Origin of the sequence: Sphingobium boeckii, assembly GCF_014199215.1 — a bacterium.
Classification (GTDB): Bacteria; Pseudomonadota; Alphaproteobacteria; order Sphingomonadales; family Sphingomonadaceae; genus Sphingobium_A; species Sphingobium_A boeckii.
In genome coordinates this window covers 434,713-452,106 of record NZ_JACIJC010000001.1, presented here as the reverse complement: position 1 = coordinate 452,106, position 17,394 = coordinate 434,713, and the positions used below count along the sequence as shown (strand labels likewise).

At 61.5% G+C, this 17,394-nt stretch carries 18 protein-coding genes and 1 other RNA gene; 13 read left to right on the top strand and 6 right to left on the bottom strand.

What is annotated here, in order from left to right:
- Positions 1-4: 4 nt before the first annotated feature.
- From FHS49_RS02310 to FHS49_RS02290, 5 genes are all read left to right on the top strand, one after another.
- Positions 5-400, top strand: a complete 396-nt coding sequence (locus FHS49_RS02310; protein ID WP_184014804.1) for a hypothetical protein — start codon at positions 5-7, stop codon at positions 398-400.
- 31 nt (positions 401-431) lie between these two features.
- Positions 432-1,400 carry a tRNA pseudouridine(55) synthase TruB gene (gene truB / locus FHS49_RS02305; protein WP_184014802.1) on the top strand — a complete coding sequence of 323 codons (969 nt, stop codon included), beginning with the start codon at positions 432-434 and terminating at the stop codon, positions 1,398-1,400.
- A 23-nt stretch (positions 1,401-1,423) separates the two neighbouring features.
- Positions 1,424-1,693: a 30S ribosomal protein S15 gene (gene rpsO / locus FHS49_RS02300; RefSeq protein WP_184014800.1), complete on the top strand. Its 270-nt coding sequence runs from the start codon at positions 1,424-1,426 to the stop codon at positions 1,691-1,693.
- A gap of 162 nt (positions 1,694-1,855) precedes the next feature.
- Positions 1,856-4,180 carry a polyribonucleotide nucleotidyltransferase gene (gene pnp, locus FHS49_RS02295; protein WP_184014792.1) on the top strand — a complete coding sequence of 775 codons (2,325 nt, stop codon included), beginning with the start codon at positions 1,856-1,858 and terminating at the stop codon, positions 4,178-4,180.
- A gap of 195 nt (positions 4,181-4,375) precedes the next feature.
- Entirely contained in the window at positions 4,376-5,314 is a 939-nt protein-coding gene (locus FHS49_RS02290) for a sensor histidine kinase (protein WP_184014790.1), read from the top strand.
- Positions 5,315-5,400: 86 nt separating this feature from the next.
- Here the strand turns inward: FHS49_RS02290 and FHS49_RS02285 are convergent, their stop codons facing one another.
- Positions 5,401-5,676, bottom strand: coding sequence for a hypothetical protein (locus tag FHS49_RS02285; protein ID WP_184014788.1), 276 nt, complete (start codon positions 5,674-5,676; stop codon positions 5,401-5,403).
- A gap of 178 nt (positions 5,677-5,854) precedes the next feature.
- Positions 5,855-6,201: a transfer-messenger RNA gene (ssrA, locus tag FHS49_RS02280) on the bottom strand.
- Between the two features lie 124 nt (positions 6,202-6,325).
- Between ssrA and FHS49_RS02275 the strand changes: the two genes are divergently transcribed.
- The gene (locus tag FHS49_RS02275; RefSeq protein ID WP_184014785.1) at positions 6,326-7,897 is read left to right on the top strand and encodes a hypothetical protein; all 1,572 of its coding nucleotides are present in this window, start codon (positions 6,326-6,328) and stop codon (positions 7,895-7,897) included.
- On the opposite strand, the gene mscL is transcribed toward FHS49_RS02275, so the two are convergent.
- Positions 7,875-8,291 (bottom strand): large conductance mechanosensitive channel protein MscL, encoded by a 417-nt coding sequence (gene mscL, locus FHS49_RS02270; protein WP_184014783.1) that lies wholly within the window; start codon positions 8,289-8,291, stop codon positions 7,875-7,877. The two genes, FHS49_RS02275 and mscL, sit on opposite strands and share 23 nt — an antisense overlap.
- A 118-nt stretch (positions 8,292-8,409) precedes the next feature.
- Between mscL and FHS49_RS02265 the strand changes: the two genes are divergently transcribed.
- The 4 genes from FHS49_RS02265 to FHS49_RS02250 are packed head-to-tail and all read left to right on the top strand — an operon-like array spanning position 8,410 to position 11,006.
- Positions 8,410-9,003, top strand: a complete 594-nt coding sequence (locus FHS49_RS02265; RefSeq protein ID WP_184014781.1) for a LemA family protein — start codon at positions 8,410-8,412, stop codon at positions 9,001-9,003.
- A 4-nt stretch (positions 9,004-9,007) separates the two neighbouring features.
- Complete coding sequence (locus tag FHS49_RS02260; protein ID WP_184014779.1) at positions 9,008-9,808, top strand: TPM domain-containing protein; 801 nt, start codon at positions 9,008-9,010, stop codon at positions 9,806-9,808.
- The gene (locus FHS49_RS02255) at positions 9,808-10,491 is read left to right on the top strand and encodes a TPM domain-containing protein (protein WP_184014777.1); all 684 of its coding nucleotides are present in this window, start codon (positions 9,808-9,810) and stop codon (positions 10,489-10,491) included. Before FHS49_RS02260 ends, FHS49_RS02255 begins: the two co-directional genes overlap by 1 nt.
- Complete coding sequence (locus FHS49_RS02250; RefSeq protein ID WP_184014775.1) at positions 10,488-11,006, top strand: NUDIX hydrolase; 519 nt, start codon at positions 10,488-10,490, stop codon at positions 11,004-11,006. Before FHS49_RS02255 ends, FHS49_RS02250 begins: the two co-directional genes overlap by 4 nt.
- A gap of 101 nt (positions 11,007-11,107) precedes the next feature.
- On the opposite strand, the gene FHS49_RS02245 is transcribed toward FHS49_RS02250, so the two are convergent.
- Positions 11,108-11,386 (bottom strand): ETC complex I subunit, encoded by a 279-nt coding sequence (locus FHS49_RS02245; RefSeq protein WP_184014773.1) that lies wholly within the window; start codon positions 11,384-11,386, stop codon positions 11,108-11,110.
- Positions 11,387-11,440: 54 nt separating this feature from the next.
- Complete coding sequence (gene hrpB, locus FHS49_RS02240) at positions 11,441-13,966, bottom strand: ATP-dependent helicase HrpB (RefSeq protein ID WP_184014771.1); 2,526 nt, start codon at positions 13,964-13,966, stop codon at positions 11,441-11,443.
- A 220-nt stretch (positions 13,967-14,186) separates the two neighbouring features.
- Here hrpB and FHS49_RS02235 point away from each other — a divergent pair, with 220 nt between their 5' ends.
- Both FHS49_RS02235 and FHS49_RS02230 read left to right on the top strand, forming a co-directional pair.
- Positions 14,187-14,876: a hypothetical protein gene (locus FHS49_RS02235; RefSeq protein ID WP_184014769.1), complete on the top strand. Its 690-nt coding sequence runs from the start codon at positions 14,187-14,189 to the stop codon at positions 14,874-14,876.
- Positions 14,873-15,895, top strand: a complete 1,023-nt coding sequence (locus FHS49_RS02230; RefSeq protein WP_184014768.1) for a hypothetical protein — start codon at positions 14,873-14,875, stop codon at positions 15,893-15,895. Before FHS49_RS02235 ends, FHS49_RS02230 begins: the two co-directional genes overlap by 4 nt.
- 101 nt (positions 15,896-15,996) lie before the next feature.
- Here the strand turns inward: FHS49_RS02230 and FHS49_RS02225 are convergent, their stop codons facing one another.
- On the bottom strand, positions 15,997-17,013 hold the full coding sequence (locus FHS49_RS02225; protein ID WP_184014766.1) for a polyprenyl synthetase family protein: 1,017 nt from the start codon (positions 17,011-17,013) through the stop codon (positions 15,997-15,999).
- A 97-nt stretch (positions 17,014-17,110) separates the two neighbouring features.
- Between FHS49_RS02225 and FHS49_RS02220 the strand changes: the two genes are divergently transcribed.
- Positions 17,111-17,392: a chorismate mutase gene (locus tag FHS49_RS02220; RefSeq protein ID WP_184014764.1), complete on the top strand. Its 282-nt coding sequence runs from the start codon at positions 17,111-17,113 to the stop codon at positions 17,390-17,392.
- The last annotated feature ends 2 nt before the right edge of the window (positions 17,393-17,394 follow it).

Genomic DNA, 17,394 nt, shown 5'->3' with positions numbered 1-17,394 from the left:
CGTCATGTCCAGAAAGCATCTTATCGCCGGGTTTATCGGTTTCGCAGCGCTGGCATCCGGCGTGATCGGCGCGTCGATCGAATCGGCGCGGGCCAGCAAAGCCGGCGCGCTGCCGATCGCCGAAACTTCGATCCCCTTCGCCAGCCGTGACGGCATTCAGGACTATAAGGCGGATGGCGACCGCGGGCTTTATATCCGCGGGATCAATGGCAACTGGTATTATGCCAGAACGCTCGGCAATTGCCCCCGGCTCAATAGCGCCGACGTGATCGGCTTTGAGACATCGGCTGCGGACCAGCTCGATAAATTCGGCGCGCTGCGGGCGCAGGGCTGGCGCTGTCCGCTGGCCAGCCTGGTCCGCTCGGCCCCGCCGCCCCGGAAGGCGAAATCGCGCGGCTGACTTTGACGCTGGCTGCGGCTAGAGGCTGCGGATGCACGGCTGGATCATCATCGACAAACCCCTTGGCCTTGGTTCGACCCAGGGCGTCTCCGCAGTGAAGCGCGCGCTGCGCGACGGCGGCTATCCCAAGGTGAAGGTGGGCCATGGCGGCACGCTCGATCCGCTGGCAACGGGGGTGCTGCCGATCGCTTTGGGCGAGGCGACCAAGCTCGCCGGGCGGATGCTGGACAGCGACAAGATCTATGATTTTACGATTGGCTTTGGCGTGCAGACCGACACGCTGGACCTGGAGGGCAAGGCAATCGCGGCAAGCGATGCGCGGCCGATGCTGGCCGATGTGCTGGCGATATTGCCCCGCTTCACCGGGCCGATCGTGCAGATGCCGCCGGCCTATTCCGCGCTCAAGGTGGATGGGAAACGGGCCTATGATCTGGCGCGCGCCGGAGAAGAGGTGGTACTGAAGACGCGCGATGTGCTCATCCACCAGCTAGCAATAAAGCAAGAGGCTTCGACAGGCTCAGCCCGAGCGGATTTGGAAACGTCTGTATCCTCCTCGCCCGTTCGGGCTGAGGCTGTCGAAGCCCCTTCCCTACCCTTGGACAGCATCACCCTCACTGCCCATGTCTCCAAGGGCACCTATATCCGGAGCCTCGCGCGCGATATCGCTTTGGCGCTGGGCACGGTGGGTCATGTGACGATGCTCCGCCGTATCAAGGCCGGTCCGTTCACGCTGGATCACGCGATTTCGCTGGACAAACTGGGCGAGCACGCTATGGCCCGCACGCTTGAGGACATTCATTTGCCTCTGACGGCAGGACTGGACGACATCCCGGCCCTACCCGTCTCCCCCGATCAGGCAAGGCTGCTCCGCCAGGGGCAGATCTTGATCGGGATCACTGCTCACCAAGGCCTTCACCTCGCCACCGAAGCGGAAACGCCGGTTGCGCTTGTGGAGGTTTCCGGACCGGAGGTTCGGGTGGTGCGTGGTTTCAACCTGTAACGGATGTCGAGGGAAACAGATTTATGACGATTACCGCTGAGCGCAAAGACGCACTGATCAAGGAACATGGCCGCGCCGAAGGCGATACCGGCAGCCCCGAAGTTCAGGTCGCCATCCTCACCGAGCGCATCGTGAACCTGACCGAGCATTTCAAAGGCCACCACAAGGATAACCATTCCCGCCGCGGCCTGCTCATGATGGTCAACAACCGTCGCAGCCTTCTGGACTATCTGAAAAAGAAAGACACGAAGCGCTACACCGATCTCATCGCGAAGCTGGGTCTTCGCAAGTAACCTGAGCGGCCCCCTCGCGGGGCCGTTCGCATATTCCGGCCAGATGCAATTCGGCATTTGGCGGAGACGGCGGACAATCACAGTTCCGTCATACAAGCGGGCCATACCGGCCTGCGCAAAAGGCACCGGCACGCATCTGGCGGCCGGACGTAAGGAAATCAAATGTTCAACATGAAGACAGTAGAAATCGAGTGGGGCGGACAAACCCTCAAACTCGAAACGGGCCGCGTTGCCCGCCAGGCTGATGGCGCCGTGATGGCGACCCTCGGCGAAACCGTCGTCCTTTGCGCCGTCACGGCTGCGAAGTCGGTGAAGGAAGGGCAGGATTTCTTCCCGCTCACCGTTCACTATCAGGAAAAATATTCGGCTGCCGGCCGCATCCCCGGCGGCTTCTTCAAGCGCGAGCGCGGCGCCACGGAAAAGGAAACGCTGGTTTCCCGCCTGATCGATCGTCCGATCCGTCCGCTTTTCCCCGAAGGTTTCTACAACGAAATCAACGTCATCTGCCAGGTTCTGAGCTATGATGGCGAGAATGAGCCCGACGTTTTGGCGATGGTTGCGGCGTCTGCAGCCCTGACGCTTTCTGGCGTACCCTTCATGGGTCCGATCGCATCGGCACGCGTCGGCTATGTCGAAGGCGAATACATTCTGAACCCGACCGACGAACAGGTTGCCGCCGGCGATCTCGATCTCGTCGTGGCCGGTACGCATGACGCCGTGATGATGGTCGAATCCGAAGCCAAGGAGCTTTCGGAAGAGGTGATGCTGGGCGCGGTGATGTTCGCGCACCGCGGCATCCAGACCGTGATCAAGGCGATCATCGATCTGGCCGAACAGGCTGCCAAGGATCCCTGGCCGATGGCGGCGCAGGCCGATCTTTCGGCTGCCAAGGACAAGCTCAAGAAGCTGATCGGCAAGGATATCACGGCGGCCTACAAGCTGACCGACAAGTCCGCCCGTTCGAACGCGCTGAACGAAGCCCGCGCCAAGGCGAAGGCAGCGTTTGCCGATGCCGCGCCGCAGGATCAGATGGCCGCGCAGAAGCTGGTCAAGAAGCTGGAAGCCGAAATCGTCCGCACCGCCATCCTCAAGGATGGCCAGCGCATCGATGGCCGCACCACCACGCAGATCCGTCCGATCGAAGCGATCGTGGGCTTCCTGCCCCGCACGCATGGTTCGGCGCTGTTCACGCGCGGCGAAACCCAGTCCATCTGCACCACCACGCTGGGCACCAAGGATGCCGAGCAGATGGTCGATGGCCTGAATGGTCTGAGCTATTCGAACTTCATGCTTCACTATAACTTCCCCCCTTATTCGGTGGGTGAAGTCGGCCGCTTCGGCGCGCCGGGCCGTCGTGAAGTGGGTCATGGCAAATTGGCATGGCGTGCGCTGCACCCCGTGCTGCCGAGCAAGGACGAATTCCCCTACACGATCCGCGTTCTGAGCGACATCACCGAGTCCAACGGCTCGTCTTCGATGGCCACCGTCTGCGGCGGTTCGCTCTCGATGATGGATGCCGGCGTTCCGCTCAAGCGTCCGGTTTCGGGCATCGCCATGGGCCTGATCCTGGAAGGCAAGGATTTCGCCGTGATCAGCGACATCCTGGGTGACGAAGATCATCTGGGCGACATGGATTTCAAGGTGGCAGGCACGTCCGAAGGCATCACCACGATGCAGATGGACATCAAGATCTCCGGCATCACCGAAGAGATCATGAAGCAGGCTCTGAAGCAGGCTGCCGAAGGTCGCGCGCATATCCTGGTCGAAATGGCCAAGGCGCTCGACAGCACGCGCACCGAGCTTTCGGCCCACGCACCGCGCATCGAAACTTTGCAGATCGACAAGTCGAAGATCCGTGAAGTCATCGGCACGGGCGGCAAGGTGATCCGCGAAATCGTCGCCGAAACCGGCGCCAAGGTGGATATCGACGATGAAGGCCTGATCAAGATCAGCTCGTCCGACATCAACCAGATCGAAGCCGCGCGTAAGTGGATTCTCGGCATCGTCGAGGAAGCCGAAGTGGGCAAGGTCTATAACGGCAAGGTCGTCAATCTCGTCGATTTCGGTGCTTTCGTGAACTTCATGGGCGGCAAGGACGGCCTGGTGCACGTTTCGGAAATCCGCAACGAGCGCACCGAGAAGGTCTCCGACGTCCTGTCCGAAGGCCAGGAAGTAAAGGTCAAGGTTCTCGAAATCGATCCGCGCGGCAAGGTTCGCCTGTCGATGCGCGTCGTCGATCAGGAAACCGGTGAAGAGCTGGAAGATACCCGCTCGGCCCGCGAAGAGCGTCCGCGCGGCGATCGCCCGGATCGCGGCCCGCGCCGTGACGGTGGCGACCGCGGTGATCGTGGTCCGCGTCGTGATGGCGGTGCCGGTCGTGGCCCGCGTCGTGACGGCGGCGATCGTGCGCCTCGCCGCGAAGGTGGCAATGATGACGGCCCCGCGCCTGAATTCGCGCCCGCTTTCCTGAAGCGTGACGACGATTGATCGTTCGGATCTTTGGTTAGGGAAAAGGGGCCTTCTGGCCCCTTTTCTTTTTTTACAAAGGCTTACGCCGATTGCGCTGGCTCCATCGACGATAAGTGTTACATCCCACTTAGAGTGGGACCGAATATGCCGGGCAAGATACAGAGATTTGTCGAACGCCTGCCGCTAATGACCGGCAACCCCTTTCTGGGAGCCATGACGGCCATCGCGGCCGCGGGCATTGGTCTTGGCGTGCGCTTGCTGGCAGCACCCTGGATGCCGCCGGGCTATCCTTTCCTCACCTTCTTTCCCGTCATCGTGATCGTCACGCTGCTGCTGGGCTGGAAGCAGGGCAGTCTCTGCGCGGTCCTGTGCGGCTTGCTGGCGTGGTATTTCTTCATCATCCCGCTGAACAGCCTCGCGTTCGATCCCGGCGTGGCGATGGCGCTGACTTTCTTCATTTTCGTGGTGGCGACCCAGATCGTGCTGATCCACTGGCTGCAACGCTTCGTGGCATCCGCCGCACGCGAACGCGAAGCCAATCGGAAGCTCGCCGAGAACCGCGAATTGCTGTTCAGCGAACTTCAGCACCGCGTGTCCAACAATCTCCAGGTGGTCGCCGCGCTGCTCAGCCTGCAAAAACGCGATGTGACGGACGAAAGGGCGCGCGCTGCGCTTGACGAAGCGGCCAACCGGCTGGCGCTGATCGGCAAGATCGGACGGCAGTTGCACGATCCCAACGGCACGCAATTGGGCGTGAAGCCGTTTCTGGAATCGCTCTGCGGCGATCTGCTGGAGGCCAGCGGGCGCACGGATATCACATGCCGTTGCGACGTCGCCGACGATATGATCCTCGCGCCCGATTCCGCCATTCCGATAGCCCTGATCATCGCAGAATCGATCGCCAATGCCCTTGAACATGGCTTTACCTCCGACAGGGGCGGCGAGATCGATATCAGCTATGGCCGCTCCACGCGGGGCAAGGTGATGCTAGAGATCCGGGATAACGGACGCGGGCTGCCACAGGGATTTTCACTGGAGAAGAGCCAGAGCCTGGGCCTGCGGATCGCGCAGACCCTGTCTCGCCAATTGGGCGGAGAATTCATGCTCGTCCAGGAAGACAGAACAACGGCGCGATTGATGCTGCCCGCATAAAAAACAGGCCGGTGCAGCGGGGGGATGCTGCACCGGCCGAGAGTCGGGAAATGGCGATGTTTGATGACATCGCGTCGATAGCTTGATTACATCGCGTTGCTAGGCAGCGCTGCTGCGTTCACATCGGCATCGTCAATGGCGTCGGCCTTGGCTTCGCCCACTTCGCGCGTGGTATCGGCCTGGCGCTCCAGCGAATCGGCGGCCGCTTCATTCGTCGTATTGTCCGCCATCGCGTCCAGATTATCGGCTGCGTTATCCGCGGCTTCCTCTACATTGTCGGCCAGAGCATCATCGCCCTTGCCGCCGCAAGCGGCGAGCGCGACCAGACTGGCGATTGCCATCGACTTGAAAACTGTCTTCATGTCCTACCCCTGCATTAAGGGCCGCGATGATCGCGGCGGAACCGGAAGAAGCGCCGGGCGCACAAAGAGTTCCGAAATTTGCGACGAGTTGAATGACCCGCGGCATTTTGCGCGGCCGGCCTTCCTATTAATTATGGATGGTCGGGGGGTTCTGTTGCCCGGCCCCCCCGAGGCCGCTGGAATCCGATTCTGTTGCCCGGTTCGGCCCGAACCGCGTTCTTTTAGGATAATGTCAGGGGCGGTGAAGCCCCCTCAATTACGCTGCGAGAGCGAGTGCTTCGTTATCGTTTGCACTTGTGGTTTTGAACGGTTTAACGGCTCATTCAGGCCGGGCAAAAACACCGTCTTTGAATACACGTCGATCCTGGTTCGGCCCCGTCAGAAGCCCCGTTACCGGGGTTTGTGGTGGAGCCGCCGGGTACTGCCCCCGGGTCCGCTGCATCTATTACACGGCATCATTTATCGCCATAGCCGGACGAATCCGACAATTGCGATATAGGCATGATGCCGGCGGATGGGAAGACGTGGCGGGCCGCAGACGCTCAAGTTATTTTCTGTGCCACAGCAACACGATTACGGATGCTGCATCGCGGTATCTTGCCAAACTGCTGATAATCTGTGCTATCTTGACGCGGCAAGCGGGGAAAAAATGGATCAGATGGCGGCTCAAAAGGCGTGGTGGCACAATAGCGCTCTGCTGTGGATTCTCGTTTTTTGCAGTGCCGTTCCTCTGCTGTGGCCCGCCATTCCGCCGTTGGTCGATCTACCCGCGCATATGGGCCGATATTATATCCAGTCCGAAATCGGGCATTCGCCATTTTTGAAGCATTATTACGATTTTAATTGGGCGCTCACAGCCAATCTGGGCGTTGATCTCCTCGTTTTCGCCATGACGCCGCTCCTGGGTGTGGAATTGGCGACGAAGGCCGTGGTGATCGTGATCCCCACCATGACCGCGATGGCGATGCTGATGATCGCACGGGAGGTTCACGGCCGCCTTCCGCCTACCGCATTTTTTGCGCTTCCTCTGGCCTATAATTTTCCGTTCATGATGGGTTTCGTGAACTACAGCATGGCCATGGCGCTGGCGCTGGTGGCGTTATGGCTTTGGATAAAGCTGGCGAACCGAATCAAGCTCCGCGCCATCACAGCCATCGTTTTTTCATTCGCCATCTGGATCAGCCATTTCATCGGATGGGCGGCGCTCGGCCTGATGATCCTGTCCTATGAATTGGCCAAAAACCTCAAAGAAGGCCGCACTGTGTTTGCGGCCGCCAGAAGCACCATTGTCTCATGCCTGCCACTGGCCCTGCCGCTCGTTCTTCTTTTTTGGCAGGCCAGCGGAGAAACCGCTCTCTTCGGATGGCTGGACTGGAAAGAGAAGATGAAATGGTTTGCGATGCTGTTTCGCGATCGTTGGATCACTTTGGATATCTTGTCGTCTATTGTCATCGCGGTTTTGCTCCTGCTGACTCTTATCCGTCGATTCCTGAAGATCGAGATGACGCTCGCAGCCCCGGCGCTGGCGCTCATCGCGGCCCATTTGATCCTGCCGATTGCGATCTTCGGCTGCTATTTCGCCTGCGTGAGATTTGCGCCTTACGCCGTAGCGCTGATGATTTTATCGATCAGCCCCAGTGCAAAACTGGCACCGAATCGCCAATCGGCGCTTGCGGCAATCGGTCTGGCTTTTTTCGCGATGCGGCTCACGGCCACGACCTGGAGCCTGGCTCTGAGCAATGTGCAATATGAAGATCATCTCGCCGCGCTCGATCATGTCGAACAAGGGCGTGCGATCATTTCCTTCGTCGGAAGACATTGCGAAAACGATCCGGACAATTGGAACAGAACGCGCCTCTCCCACCTGACCGGCATCGCCATCGTGAGGAAGGAGGCCTTCATCAACGACCAGTTCGATGGTCAAGGTGCCCAGTTGCTGGACGTGCATTACCCGCAGGCTGGCACATTTGAGACCGGCAACCGCGAAGTATCACAAAATGGCGACATTTGCGCCAATGACGCGCCGCGCCAACTTAACGAAGCCTTGGCGCAGGTGCCGAAGGCGGCTTTTGACTATCTCTGGCTGATGGACGTGCCGCGCAACACCTGGCCAAAGGACAATGACGATTACGAGTTGATGTGGCACACCGATCGCGGTGCCCTGTTCAAGATCGCAAAAGCCCCGGGGGCTTCGGCCCTTACTTCTTCAGCGCGTCCCTGATCTCCGTCAGCAATTCGACTTCCGTCGGCCCAGCGGACGTTTCGGCGGGCTTTTGAACCTTGTTGGCGGCCTTCACCACAAGGAAGATCGCAAAGGCGATAATCATGAAATTGATGATCGCGGTGAGGAACGCGCCATAGCCGAACAGCGGCACGCCCGCCGCCTTGAGCGCCGCGTAATCGCTCAGCGAGCCGGCATAATTGGCGGGAACCGCGCCCAGCAGCACGAATTTCGAGGAGAAATCGACATTGCCGAAGATCGCCCCGATCAATGGCATGACCAGATCTTCCGTCAGCGAGGTGACGATCTTCCCGAAGGCCGCACCAATGATCACCGCGACGGCAAGATCGAGGACGTTGCCGCGCGAGATGAAGGCCTTGAATTCCTGAATCATGAAACGCTCCCTTGTTATGCGCCAATCTCGCCCGATATCGCGATCAACGCAAGATTGATTGCGGAGCGCAAGTCGGCGCTGTATTGTGCGCGTAGAGCAGTTCCCCGAAAGGACATTCATGATCGACAATCGCCTCCGCCTCGCCTTGCTTGCACCGGCCATCGCCGTGTCCGTGGCCGGCTGCGGGATCAACAGCGTTCCCACCGCCGAGGAAAATGCCAAGGCGAAATGGGCGAACGTGCAGGCGGATTATCAGCGCCGCGCGGATCTGATCCCCAATCTCGTCGAAACCGTGAAGGGCTTCGCCAAGCAGGAAAGCGATGTGCTGGTCCAAGTGACCGAGGCGCGCGCCAAGGCGACGCAGACCACGCTCAATCCGGCCGATCTGAACGATCCGGCCAAGGTGAAGGCATTTCAGGATGCGCAGGGCGCGGTATCGGCCGCGCTCGTCAATTTCCGCAGCATCACCGAAGCCTATCCCGAGCTGAAATCGAACGAGAATTTCCTGGCGCTGCAATCGCAACTCGAAGGCACAGAAAACCGGATCAACGTCTCTATCAAGGATTATAACGAGGCGGTGCAGAGCTATAACACCCGCATCCGCACCTTCCCGGACATGATCGGCGCCAAGATCATCCATGGCGCGCAGCCGATGGTGCCCTTCCAGGCGCAACCGGGTTCGGACAAGGCGCCTCCGGTGAAGTTCGGCTGAACCCATGAACCGGCTCCTCGCCGTCTTTCTGCTGCTGATCGCGGCATGGCCGGCCCATGCCCAGACGTTTCCGGCGCTGACCGGGCGGGTCGTGGATCAGGCGAATGTGATTCCCGATGATCGGGAGGCGGCGCTGGTGGCGAAGCTGCAGGCGTTTGAGCAGCAGACCGGGCGCCAGTTCGTCGTGGCGACGATCGCGGACATGGAAGGCCGGACGCTCGAAGATTATGGCTACCGGCTTGGCCGGGCCTGGGGCATCGGCTCGAAAGAGGAAAAGAATGGCGTCATCCTCTTTCTGGCGCCCAATAATCCGCCGGGCCAGCGCGGTCCGCGGATCGAAGTGGGATATGGTCTGGAGCCGATCCTGACTGACGCCCTTTCGCGGATCATCATCAGCCGCCAGATGATGCCGCGCCTGCGCGATGGCGACATTGCGGGGGCGATCGATGCCGGGGCGGATGCGGTGATGCAGCAGATCAGCCTGCCGCCCGAAGAAGCCGCCAAACGCCAGCAGCAGTTGCTGGCAGCCGAGAAGGAAAAGAGCAGCGGCGGATCGCCCCTGATCCTGATCTTCTGGCTGGTCGTGATCCTCTTCATCGCCGGACAGATGTTCTTCGCGCGCCGCGGCAACCGCAAATATCGCGGCGGCAGCGCCCCGGTGGTCATCTGGGGCGGTGGCAGCGATTGGGGATCGTCCGGTGGCGGCTGGGGCGGCGGCGGATCATCCTGGGGCGGGAGCGATGGCGGCGGCTTTTCGGGCGGCGGCGGATCGTTCGGCGGCGGCGGCGCGTCGGGGGATTGGTGATGGCGAAAGTGAACAAGCTGAGCGCGGCCGACCATGCGCTGGTGAGCGCGGCGGTCTCCGAGGCCGAACGCGGCACCGATGGAGAGATCGTGACGATCGTCACCGACCTTTCCGATCAATATCACGATGCCGGGCTGCATTGGGCGATTGGCGTGATGTTTCTCGCGCTCGCGCTGTTCGCGATGTTTCCTCAAAAGATCATCGCGCTGCTGACCTGGTTCGCCAATGGCTGGGAGCATGAATATACACTGGGCGAAGTGCTGCCCGTGATCTTCATCCTGCTGGTCATCAAGTTTCTGGCGGTGCGCTACATCCTTGCGATCATGCCGTTGCGGCTGGCGCTGACTCCGAAAAGGACCAAGCATCGCCGCGTCCGCCGCCGCGCGATCCAATATTTCAAGGTGGGTGCCGAAAGCCGGACACTCAAGAAAACCGGCGTGCTGATCTATCTCTCCATGGGCGAGCATATGGCGGAGATCGTGGCGGACGAAGCCGTGCACCACGCAGTCGCCCCCGAAGCCTGGGGCGCGGCGATGGCGGCGCTGGTCGATGAGGTGCGCGAGGGTCGCCCGGGTGCGGGCATGGCCGCGGCGGTGAAGGCGGTGGGCGTGATCCTGGCCGAACATTTCCCCAAGGACGAGACTGATCCCAATGAACTGCCGGACCGCCTGATCGAATTATGACCGAGGAAATCGAGACCGTCTGGCAAGGCAAATTCATCACCACCAAGCGACAGGGCCAATGGGAATATGTCTCCCGCGCCCGCAATATCGAAGCAGCGGTGATCCTGGCGGTGGATGACGGCCATGTGCTGCTGGTGGAGCAATATCGCGTGCCGCTGGGCGCGGATTGCCTGGAGCTGCCGGCTGGACTGGTTGGTGACGAGACCGCAGGAGAGGCGATCGAGCTGGCCGCAGGCCGCGAGCTTGAAGAGGAAACCGGCTACCGCGCCGGGCGGCTGGAGACGGTGGGGCGCTTCGCCTCATCCCCCGGCATGGTCTCCGAGACCTTCACGCTGGTGCGAGCGCATGATCTGGTGAAGGTCGGTGACGGCGGCGGGGTGGAGGGCGAGAATATCACCGTGCACCGGGTGCGGCTGGATCAGGTGGCGGATCTCATGGCGGACAAGCGCAAGGCCGGTGTTTTGATGGATGTCAAATTGCTGACCTTGCTGGGCGCGCAACTAATCCAGAACTGATCCCGATCACCGTTTGTCCCGAGCGAAGTCGAGGGACGTCGGAACTCTCACCACGTCCCTCGACTTCGCTCGGGACAAACGGTTTTTAGAACGTCCGACGCTTACCGGAAGTTATCCGCATAGGTCTGCAGCTTGAGTTTCCGCTCTGGTGCGGCGGCCACATGATAAGCGATCCCCTGGCGATCGGCATAGGCCTGCGCAGCTTCGGCGCTGGGGAATACGAGCCGCAATTGCTGCTGCGTATCGCCCGATCCGGCCCAGCCCATCAGCGGATCGGCCTTTTTGGCTTCAGTGGGCTCATATTCCAGCACCCAACGATGGGTGAGCGCCTTGCCTGATTGCATCGCATTCTTGGGCGTCTGATAGATCCGCGCGGCCATGGCATCATTCCTGTGATTGCTTGGCCTTGCAGTGCAGCAAGGCCCGATGAGTCGTCAAGAGCGCGCATCCGCCTTCTTGGTGCGCAAAGTGGCGCTGGCAGCGGCGGGATCGTCCGGCCAGGGATGTTTGGGATAGCGGCCACGCATCTCCTTGGCGACCGCGATCCAGCTTCCCGACCAGAAACCGGGTAAGTCCTTCGTCGTCTGGATCGGGCGACCCGCAGGCGAGGTGAGGCTGAGCACGAGCGGCACGCGGCCTCCTGCGATTGCGGGATGCGCCGCCAGCCCGAACAGCGCCTGCACCCGGATCGTGACGGTGGGACCGGCCTCGGCGGTATAATCGATCGCATGATGACTGCCCGCCGGGCTGACGAACTGGACCGGCGTCAGCGCATCCACGCGCTTGCGACCGTCCCAGCCAAGCAGGGCATCGAGCACGCCGGACAGCGCGGAGGGATCGAGATCGGACAGGCGCCGCTTGCCCGGCACGATCGCGGGGAGCCAGTCTTCCAGCGTGGCGGTCAACGCCGCGTCCGACAGATCGGGCAGATCGGGTTCGAAGCGGCGGGCGAAGGCGGTGCGCTCGCGCAGATGCTGCGCCGCCTCGCTCCACGGCAAGAGGGCAAGACCATGGATTCGGACGCCCTCCACCAGCGCGGCGGCGATGGCGGCGGGATCGGCCTTGGCATCCTGCCCCTTGCTGAGCTGGACCGCGCCCAGCCGCCGCCCCTGCATGGCGCGAACGCCGCCGGTGGCGGGATCGAACGCGACATGGGTGCCGGATTCGATCCGGTCTCCGAACAGATCCTCGATCGTGGCGAAATCGACCGGCGCGGCGGAGAGGATGCGCGCGCCCGACGCCGCCCCCTGAATTTCGGCAACCGCCAGCCAGTCCTCGCGGGCGAGCGATGACGTGGGATCGAGCCGGAAGCCGCGCCCGCCGACCGAGATCCAGTCGGCCCCGTCCTGACCCCGGCGTTTGGACAGGCGATCGGAGAAAGCCAGCGCGATGCAGGCGCCGAGATCTCCGGTGTTGATTGGGTTCCTAAAAACGCCGTTTGTCCCGAGCGAAGTCGAGGGACGTGGTTCCACGCCCCCAGGTCCCTCGACTTCGCTCGGGACAAGCGGTGTTAAATGAAACCACCGCTCCGCCAGTTTCCGCCCGGCCTCCGCCCGCTTCCCGCGCTCGGTCTTCCAGCGGCGCAACCGCGTTTCCAGATCGGCATCCTGTCCGCCCAGACCGCGTTCGGACAGCAGCACCGCCGCATCCGCCGCCAGCCGGCCCCAGCCGCGCGCCTGCGCCTCCACCAGCATATGCGCCAGGCGAGGCGGCAGCGGCAGTTTGGCGATCGCAGCGCCATGCAGCGTCGGCCGCCCTGCCCCGTCCAGCGCGCCCAGAGTTTCAAGCCGCCGCCGCGCCTCGACAATCGCAGCCTCGGGCGGCGCGTCGATCCACTGCAGGCTACGCGGATCGTTCAGCCCCCAGAGCGCGCAACTGAGCAACAAGGGCGACAGATCGGCCTCCAAAATCTCCGGCGGATCGAAGCGCGGCAGGCCAGCGGTCGCGGCTTCCTCCCACAGCCGATACGCCACGCCCGGCGACTGGCGCGCGGCGCGGCCCGCACGCTGGGTGACCGCCGCCTGACTGGCACGCTCGGTCACCAGCCGCGTCATCCCTGCCGCTCGGTCATAACGCGGGCGGCGCGCAAGGCCGCTATCGACCACCACGCGCACGCCATCCAGCGTCAGGCTGGTCTCGGCGATGCTGGTGGCCAGCACCAATTTGCGGCGGCCCGGCGGCGCGGCGGCGATGGCGGCGCGCTGCTCGGCGGGTTCGAGCGTACCGTGCAGGCGGTGGAGATCGACATCGGGGGGCAAGTTCACCAGTCGCTCCGCGGTGCGCTCGATCTCCGCCACGCCGGGCAGGAAGGCGAGCAGACCGCCCGCCTCGTCGGCCAGCGCGCGGCGGATCGCGGCGGCCATCTCATCCTCGATCCGCGCCTCGCTGCGGCGGCCGAGATAAAGATGCGTGAGCGGATGGCTGCGGCCTTCACTCTCGATCACGGGGCAACCGCCCATCAAGGCGGCGAAGCGCGCGCCATCCAGCGTGGCCGACATGGCGAGCAACCGCAGATCGTCGCGCAGCCCCCCTTGCGTATCCAGCGCGAGCGCCAGTCCGAAATCGCTATCCAGATTGCGCTCATGCACTTCATCGAACAGCACGGCGGAGACGCCCGCCAGTTCGGGATCGGACTGGATACGGTTGACGAAAATCCCTTCGGTCAGCACCAGCACGCGCGTTTGCGCGGACTGTTTGCTGTCCATCCGCGTGGCATAGCCGATCGTCTGGCCCACCGCCTCCCCCGCCATCTGCGCCATCCGCTCCGCCGCCGCGCGCGCGGCAAGACGGCGGGGGGAAAGGAGGAGAATCTGGCCATTGCACCAGGGCTCGGCGAGCAGGGCGGGCGCGATCGCCGTGGTCTTGCCCGCGCCGGGCGGCGCGACGAGCACGGCGTTAGGGCTGGTGCGCAGGGTGGCGAGCAGATCGGGAAGAACCGCATGGATGGGGAGCGCGGTCATGAAATGCCGCCCGATGTTGTTGGAAGTTCACACCGTGCATTGCGCACGGAAAACCTTGGGAAAATGGGGGTGAGTGGGCAGCGCATGAGGCGGCTGTCGTTGCACGAATGGCGGGATGTAGGAAAGGGGCGTTGGATCGATTCCTCCAAATTCAAACACTGTTGCCACTGATAATTATTGCCATTTTCCGACATCCCAATAATGCGTGCTCGGGGGCCGAATGATTCATCTTCTAAATATACTGGGGCGCAGCGAAATCGACGAGTGGCGAGACCATTGGTCGAGCGCGGCAGCTTTAGTCATCAACGATCTTGCAGTTTCTCTTCAAGAGAAATTCGACGGTGATATTTCCAACTCCGGTTTTACGGATGCTTTGGTCCGCCAACGCGGGTTCATTGTAACGAAAGTGGAACCTCACTTACGCATGGTGACTATCCCCGTGATTGAAAAGATAGTGGACGAAGCAAACGTCGCCCTTCGTCAAATCGCAAACCACCATGCAGTTTGGCAGGAGCGCCCGCTGCTGGTTCAACTGCCGGATGGAAGCGTGGACGGGCTGCGCGATGTGGCCATGACAGCAGCACCTTTTGCAGCAGGAGCAGCAACTGCGGTAGCTCTGCCCGCAATGGCCGTAACAACAAGTGCGGCATGGTTTGGTCTTGTCACTGTTACCGCAATCAGTTGGCCTGTGGTAATTGGCGGCAGTACTCTCGCAGCCGTCGCTTTTGCGATCGGCAGCTACCGCGGCAAAGGTATGAAGGATCGAGCGCATGAACGTCTGCGCAAATCTGTTCACCAACACGTTGTCGCAACCCTCATCAAAGGCGATGACAAACAGCAAGCTATTTTACAGCAGGTGATAACGTTACTTCAGGAAACTGCCCGCGAAGCAAGGCGCCACCGGTTATGACGATCGTTGGCAATTTCTTTTGGCGAAAGGTGCCGGAACATTTAATTGCTGCCCTAAAGACAGGCGAATTGAAGGTTTACGGTTCCATCATCCGATCTATTTCCACCGGCAGAATTGCTGGTCATCTGCAACAGACGTCTGCACTTCACGAAATTGGTGATCTTGTGCGCGGCGGCATGAGCTTACCCTTGCAAGGACTAGGGCTTGCAAGTCAAACTGCTACCGTCATTCAAAATGAACAGATTAAGCGAGCTGTGGCTGCTATTCAGGAGTTGCAACTCACCAACCTCGCGTTTGGCGCGGTCGGCATAGGCGTTTCGGTCGCGAGCACTGCGATCCTCTGGCGTAAAATTGATGCGGTGGAGAGGCAAGTTTCATCGATCGCTGGCACCTTGGATATGATTTTGTCGAGCGTTGAGGCGTTAAAGCAAGATCGGATTGTCGACGACTTTGCTCGGCTTCGAGCTGTCGTTGAACAGATGAACGAGGCATGGATTTTGTCGGATCCAGCCCGCCAATGGAATGATGTCGCACGCGATGCGCACAACCTCAGCTCCGTTTTCGAGCGCAGGATAATCGCGATTATAGATACTGGGGAAGTAGACCCAATAGTGGCTGAGCCCATGCTTTCAGCATTGTCATTGGCTACAGACACACGAATATCGGCGCGATTGGCAAGCGGCGCGACGTTGGCCGCAAGAGAGGTGGCGTCTGCAGGAGCGGAAACCATGAGCAAATTCGCAGGACATTTCGGCCTTGGCACCGCAGCTTTAAAGCGAATGGAAAGCGATGCGGTGCAAGCAGGTTCTTTGTCTTGGGCTGAAGCGTTCAAGCGCCATGAAACAGAATTGCGACAGCTTCTTACGGATCAGCGTGCGCGGGTTACGGCGTTGGCGTCTAATGGACTGACGATTTCGGAAATTGAACGTCAAGGTATTCACGGTCGAAAGTGGCTTGAGGCAGCCCGTGAGGAAGATGTGCCGTTCTTATACCTGAATGCTGAAACAAGTTCAGCATGACGGATTGGGGGAGATGGAGTTTTAGCCGGACGATCCCGCGCCCTGCCACTGCCCCTCCACCGCGAGCGGTCCCCCTGCCCCGGTGGGGGAGGAATTGACGGTCAATACGCCCGTGCGATGGCAAACTCGACGGCTTCGGTGAGCGCCGTTTTCGCCTGGCCGCTGGCGAAGCCACCCAGCGAATCGATCGCGCGCTGGCCATAGTGGCGGGCGCGCGCGAGGGTGTCGGCGATTGCACCGGTATCCTCGAGCAGGCGCGTGGCGTGGGCGAGGTCTTCGTCGGTGATCCGATGGCCGTGCATCGCATCGCGCCAGAATTGCTTTTGCACGGCATCGCCGCGCGCATGGGCGAGGATGACGGGGAGCGTGACCTTGCCATCGCGGAAATCATCCCCCACGCCCTTGCCCATCGTCTCCTCGTCCGAGGAATAATCGATCGCATCGTCGACCAATTGGAAGGCGATGCCCAGATTGCGGCCATAGGCATCGAGCGCTAGTTCTTCCGGCTCGGGCCGCTCCGCCACGACGGCGGCAATGCGGCAGGCGGCGGCGAACAGCGCGGCGGTCTTCGCGCCGATGATATCGAGATAGCGCTCCTCGCTGGTCTCCACCTGACGCTGCGCCGTGAGCTGGTTCACCTCGCCCTCCGCGATCACGGCGGAGGCATTGGAGAGGATCTTCAAGACCTTCAGGCTGCCATCCTCCACCATCAGCTCGAACGAACGGCTGAACAGGAAATCGCCGACGAGCACGCTGGCGGGATTGCCCCAGATGAGGTTCGCCGTGCGGCGGCCGCGGCGCAGATCGGAGCCATCGACCACATCATCGTGCAGCAAGGTGGCGGTGTGGATGAATTCGACGCAGGCGGCCAGCTTGTGATGCCGCGCGCCCGAATAATCGAGCAGCCGGGCGCAGGCGAGCGTGAGCATCGGGCGCATCCGTTTCCCGCCGCCCGCGATCAGATGGCCGGCGAGTTCGGGGATGAGCGGGATATCGGACTGCATCCGCGTGAGGATCACGCTGTTGACCTGATTCATGTCCCCCGCGACGAGCGCCATCATCGGTTCGAGTGAGGGTTCCCGGCCTGCGGGGATGATGCGGTGGATGGTCGCTGACATGACGCGGCCGATTTGGCGGCTGAACCGGCTTTATGCAAGCGATATGGCCTTGCTTTCATGCCCGGCTGCACCGAAAAGCCGCGCAAAGGAGATCCTCATGAGTGACGACACGCTGAAACGCTACCGCGAAAGCATCGACAATATCGATGCCGCGCTGGTTTTCATGCTGGCCGAGCGCTTCAAGGTGACCAAGGCGGTGGGCGCGTACAAGGCCACGACCGGGCTGCCCCCCGCTGATCCAGGGCGGGAAGAAAGCCAGATCACACGGCTCCGCGCGCTGGCGCAGGATGCCAATCTGGACCCGGATTTTACCGAGAAATTCCTGCGCTTCATCATCGACGAGGTGATCCGCCATCATCAGGGGATGCAGGGGGGGTAAGC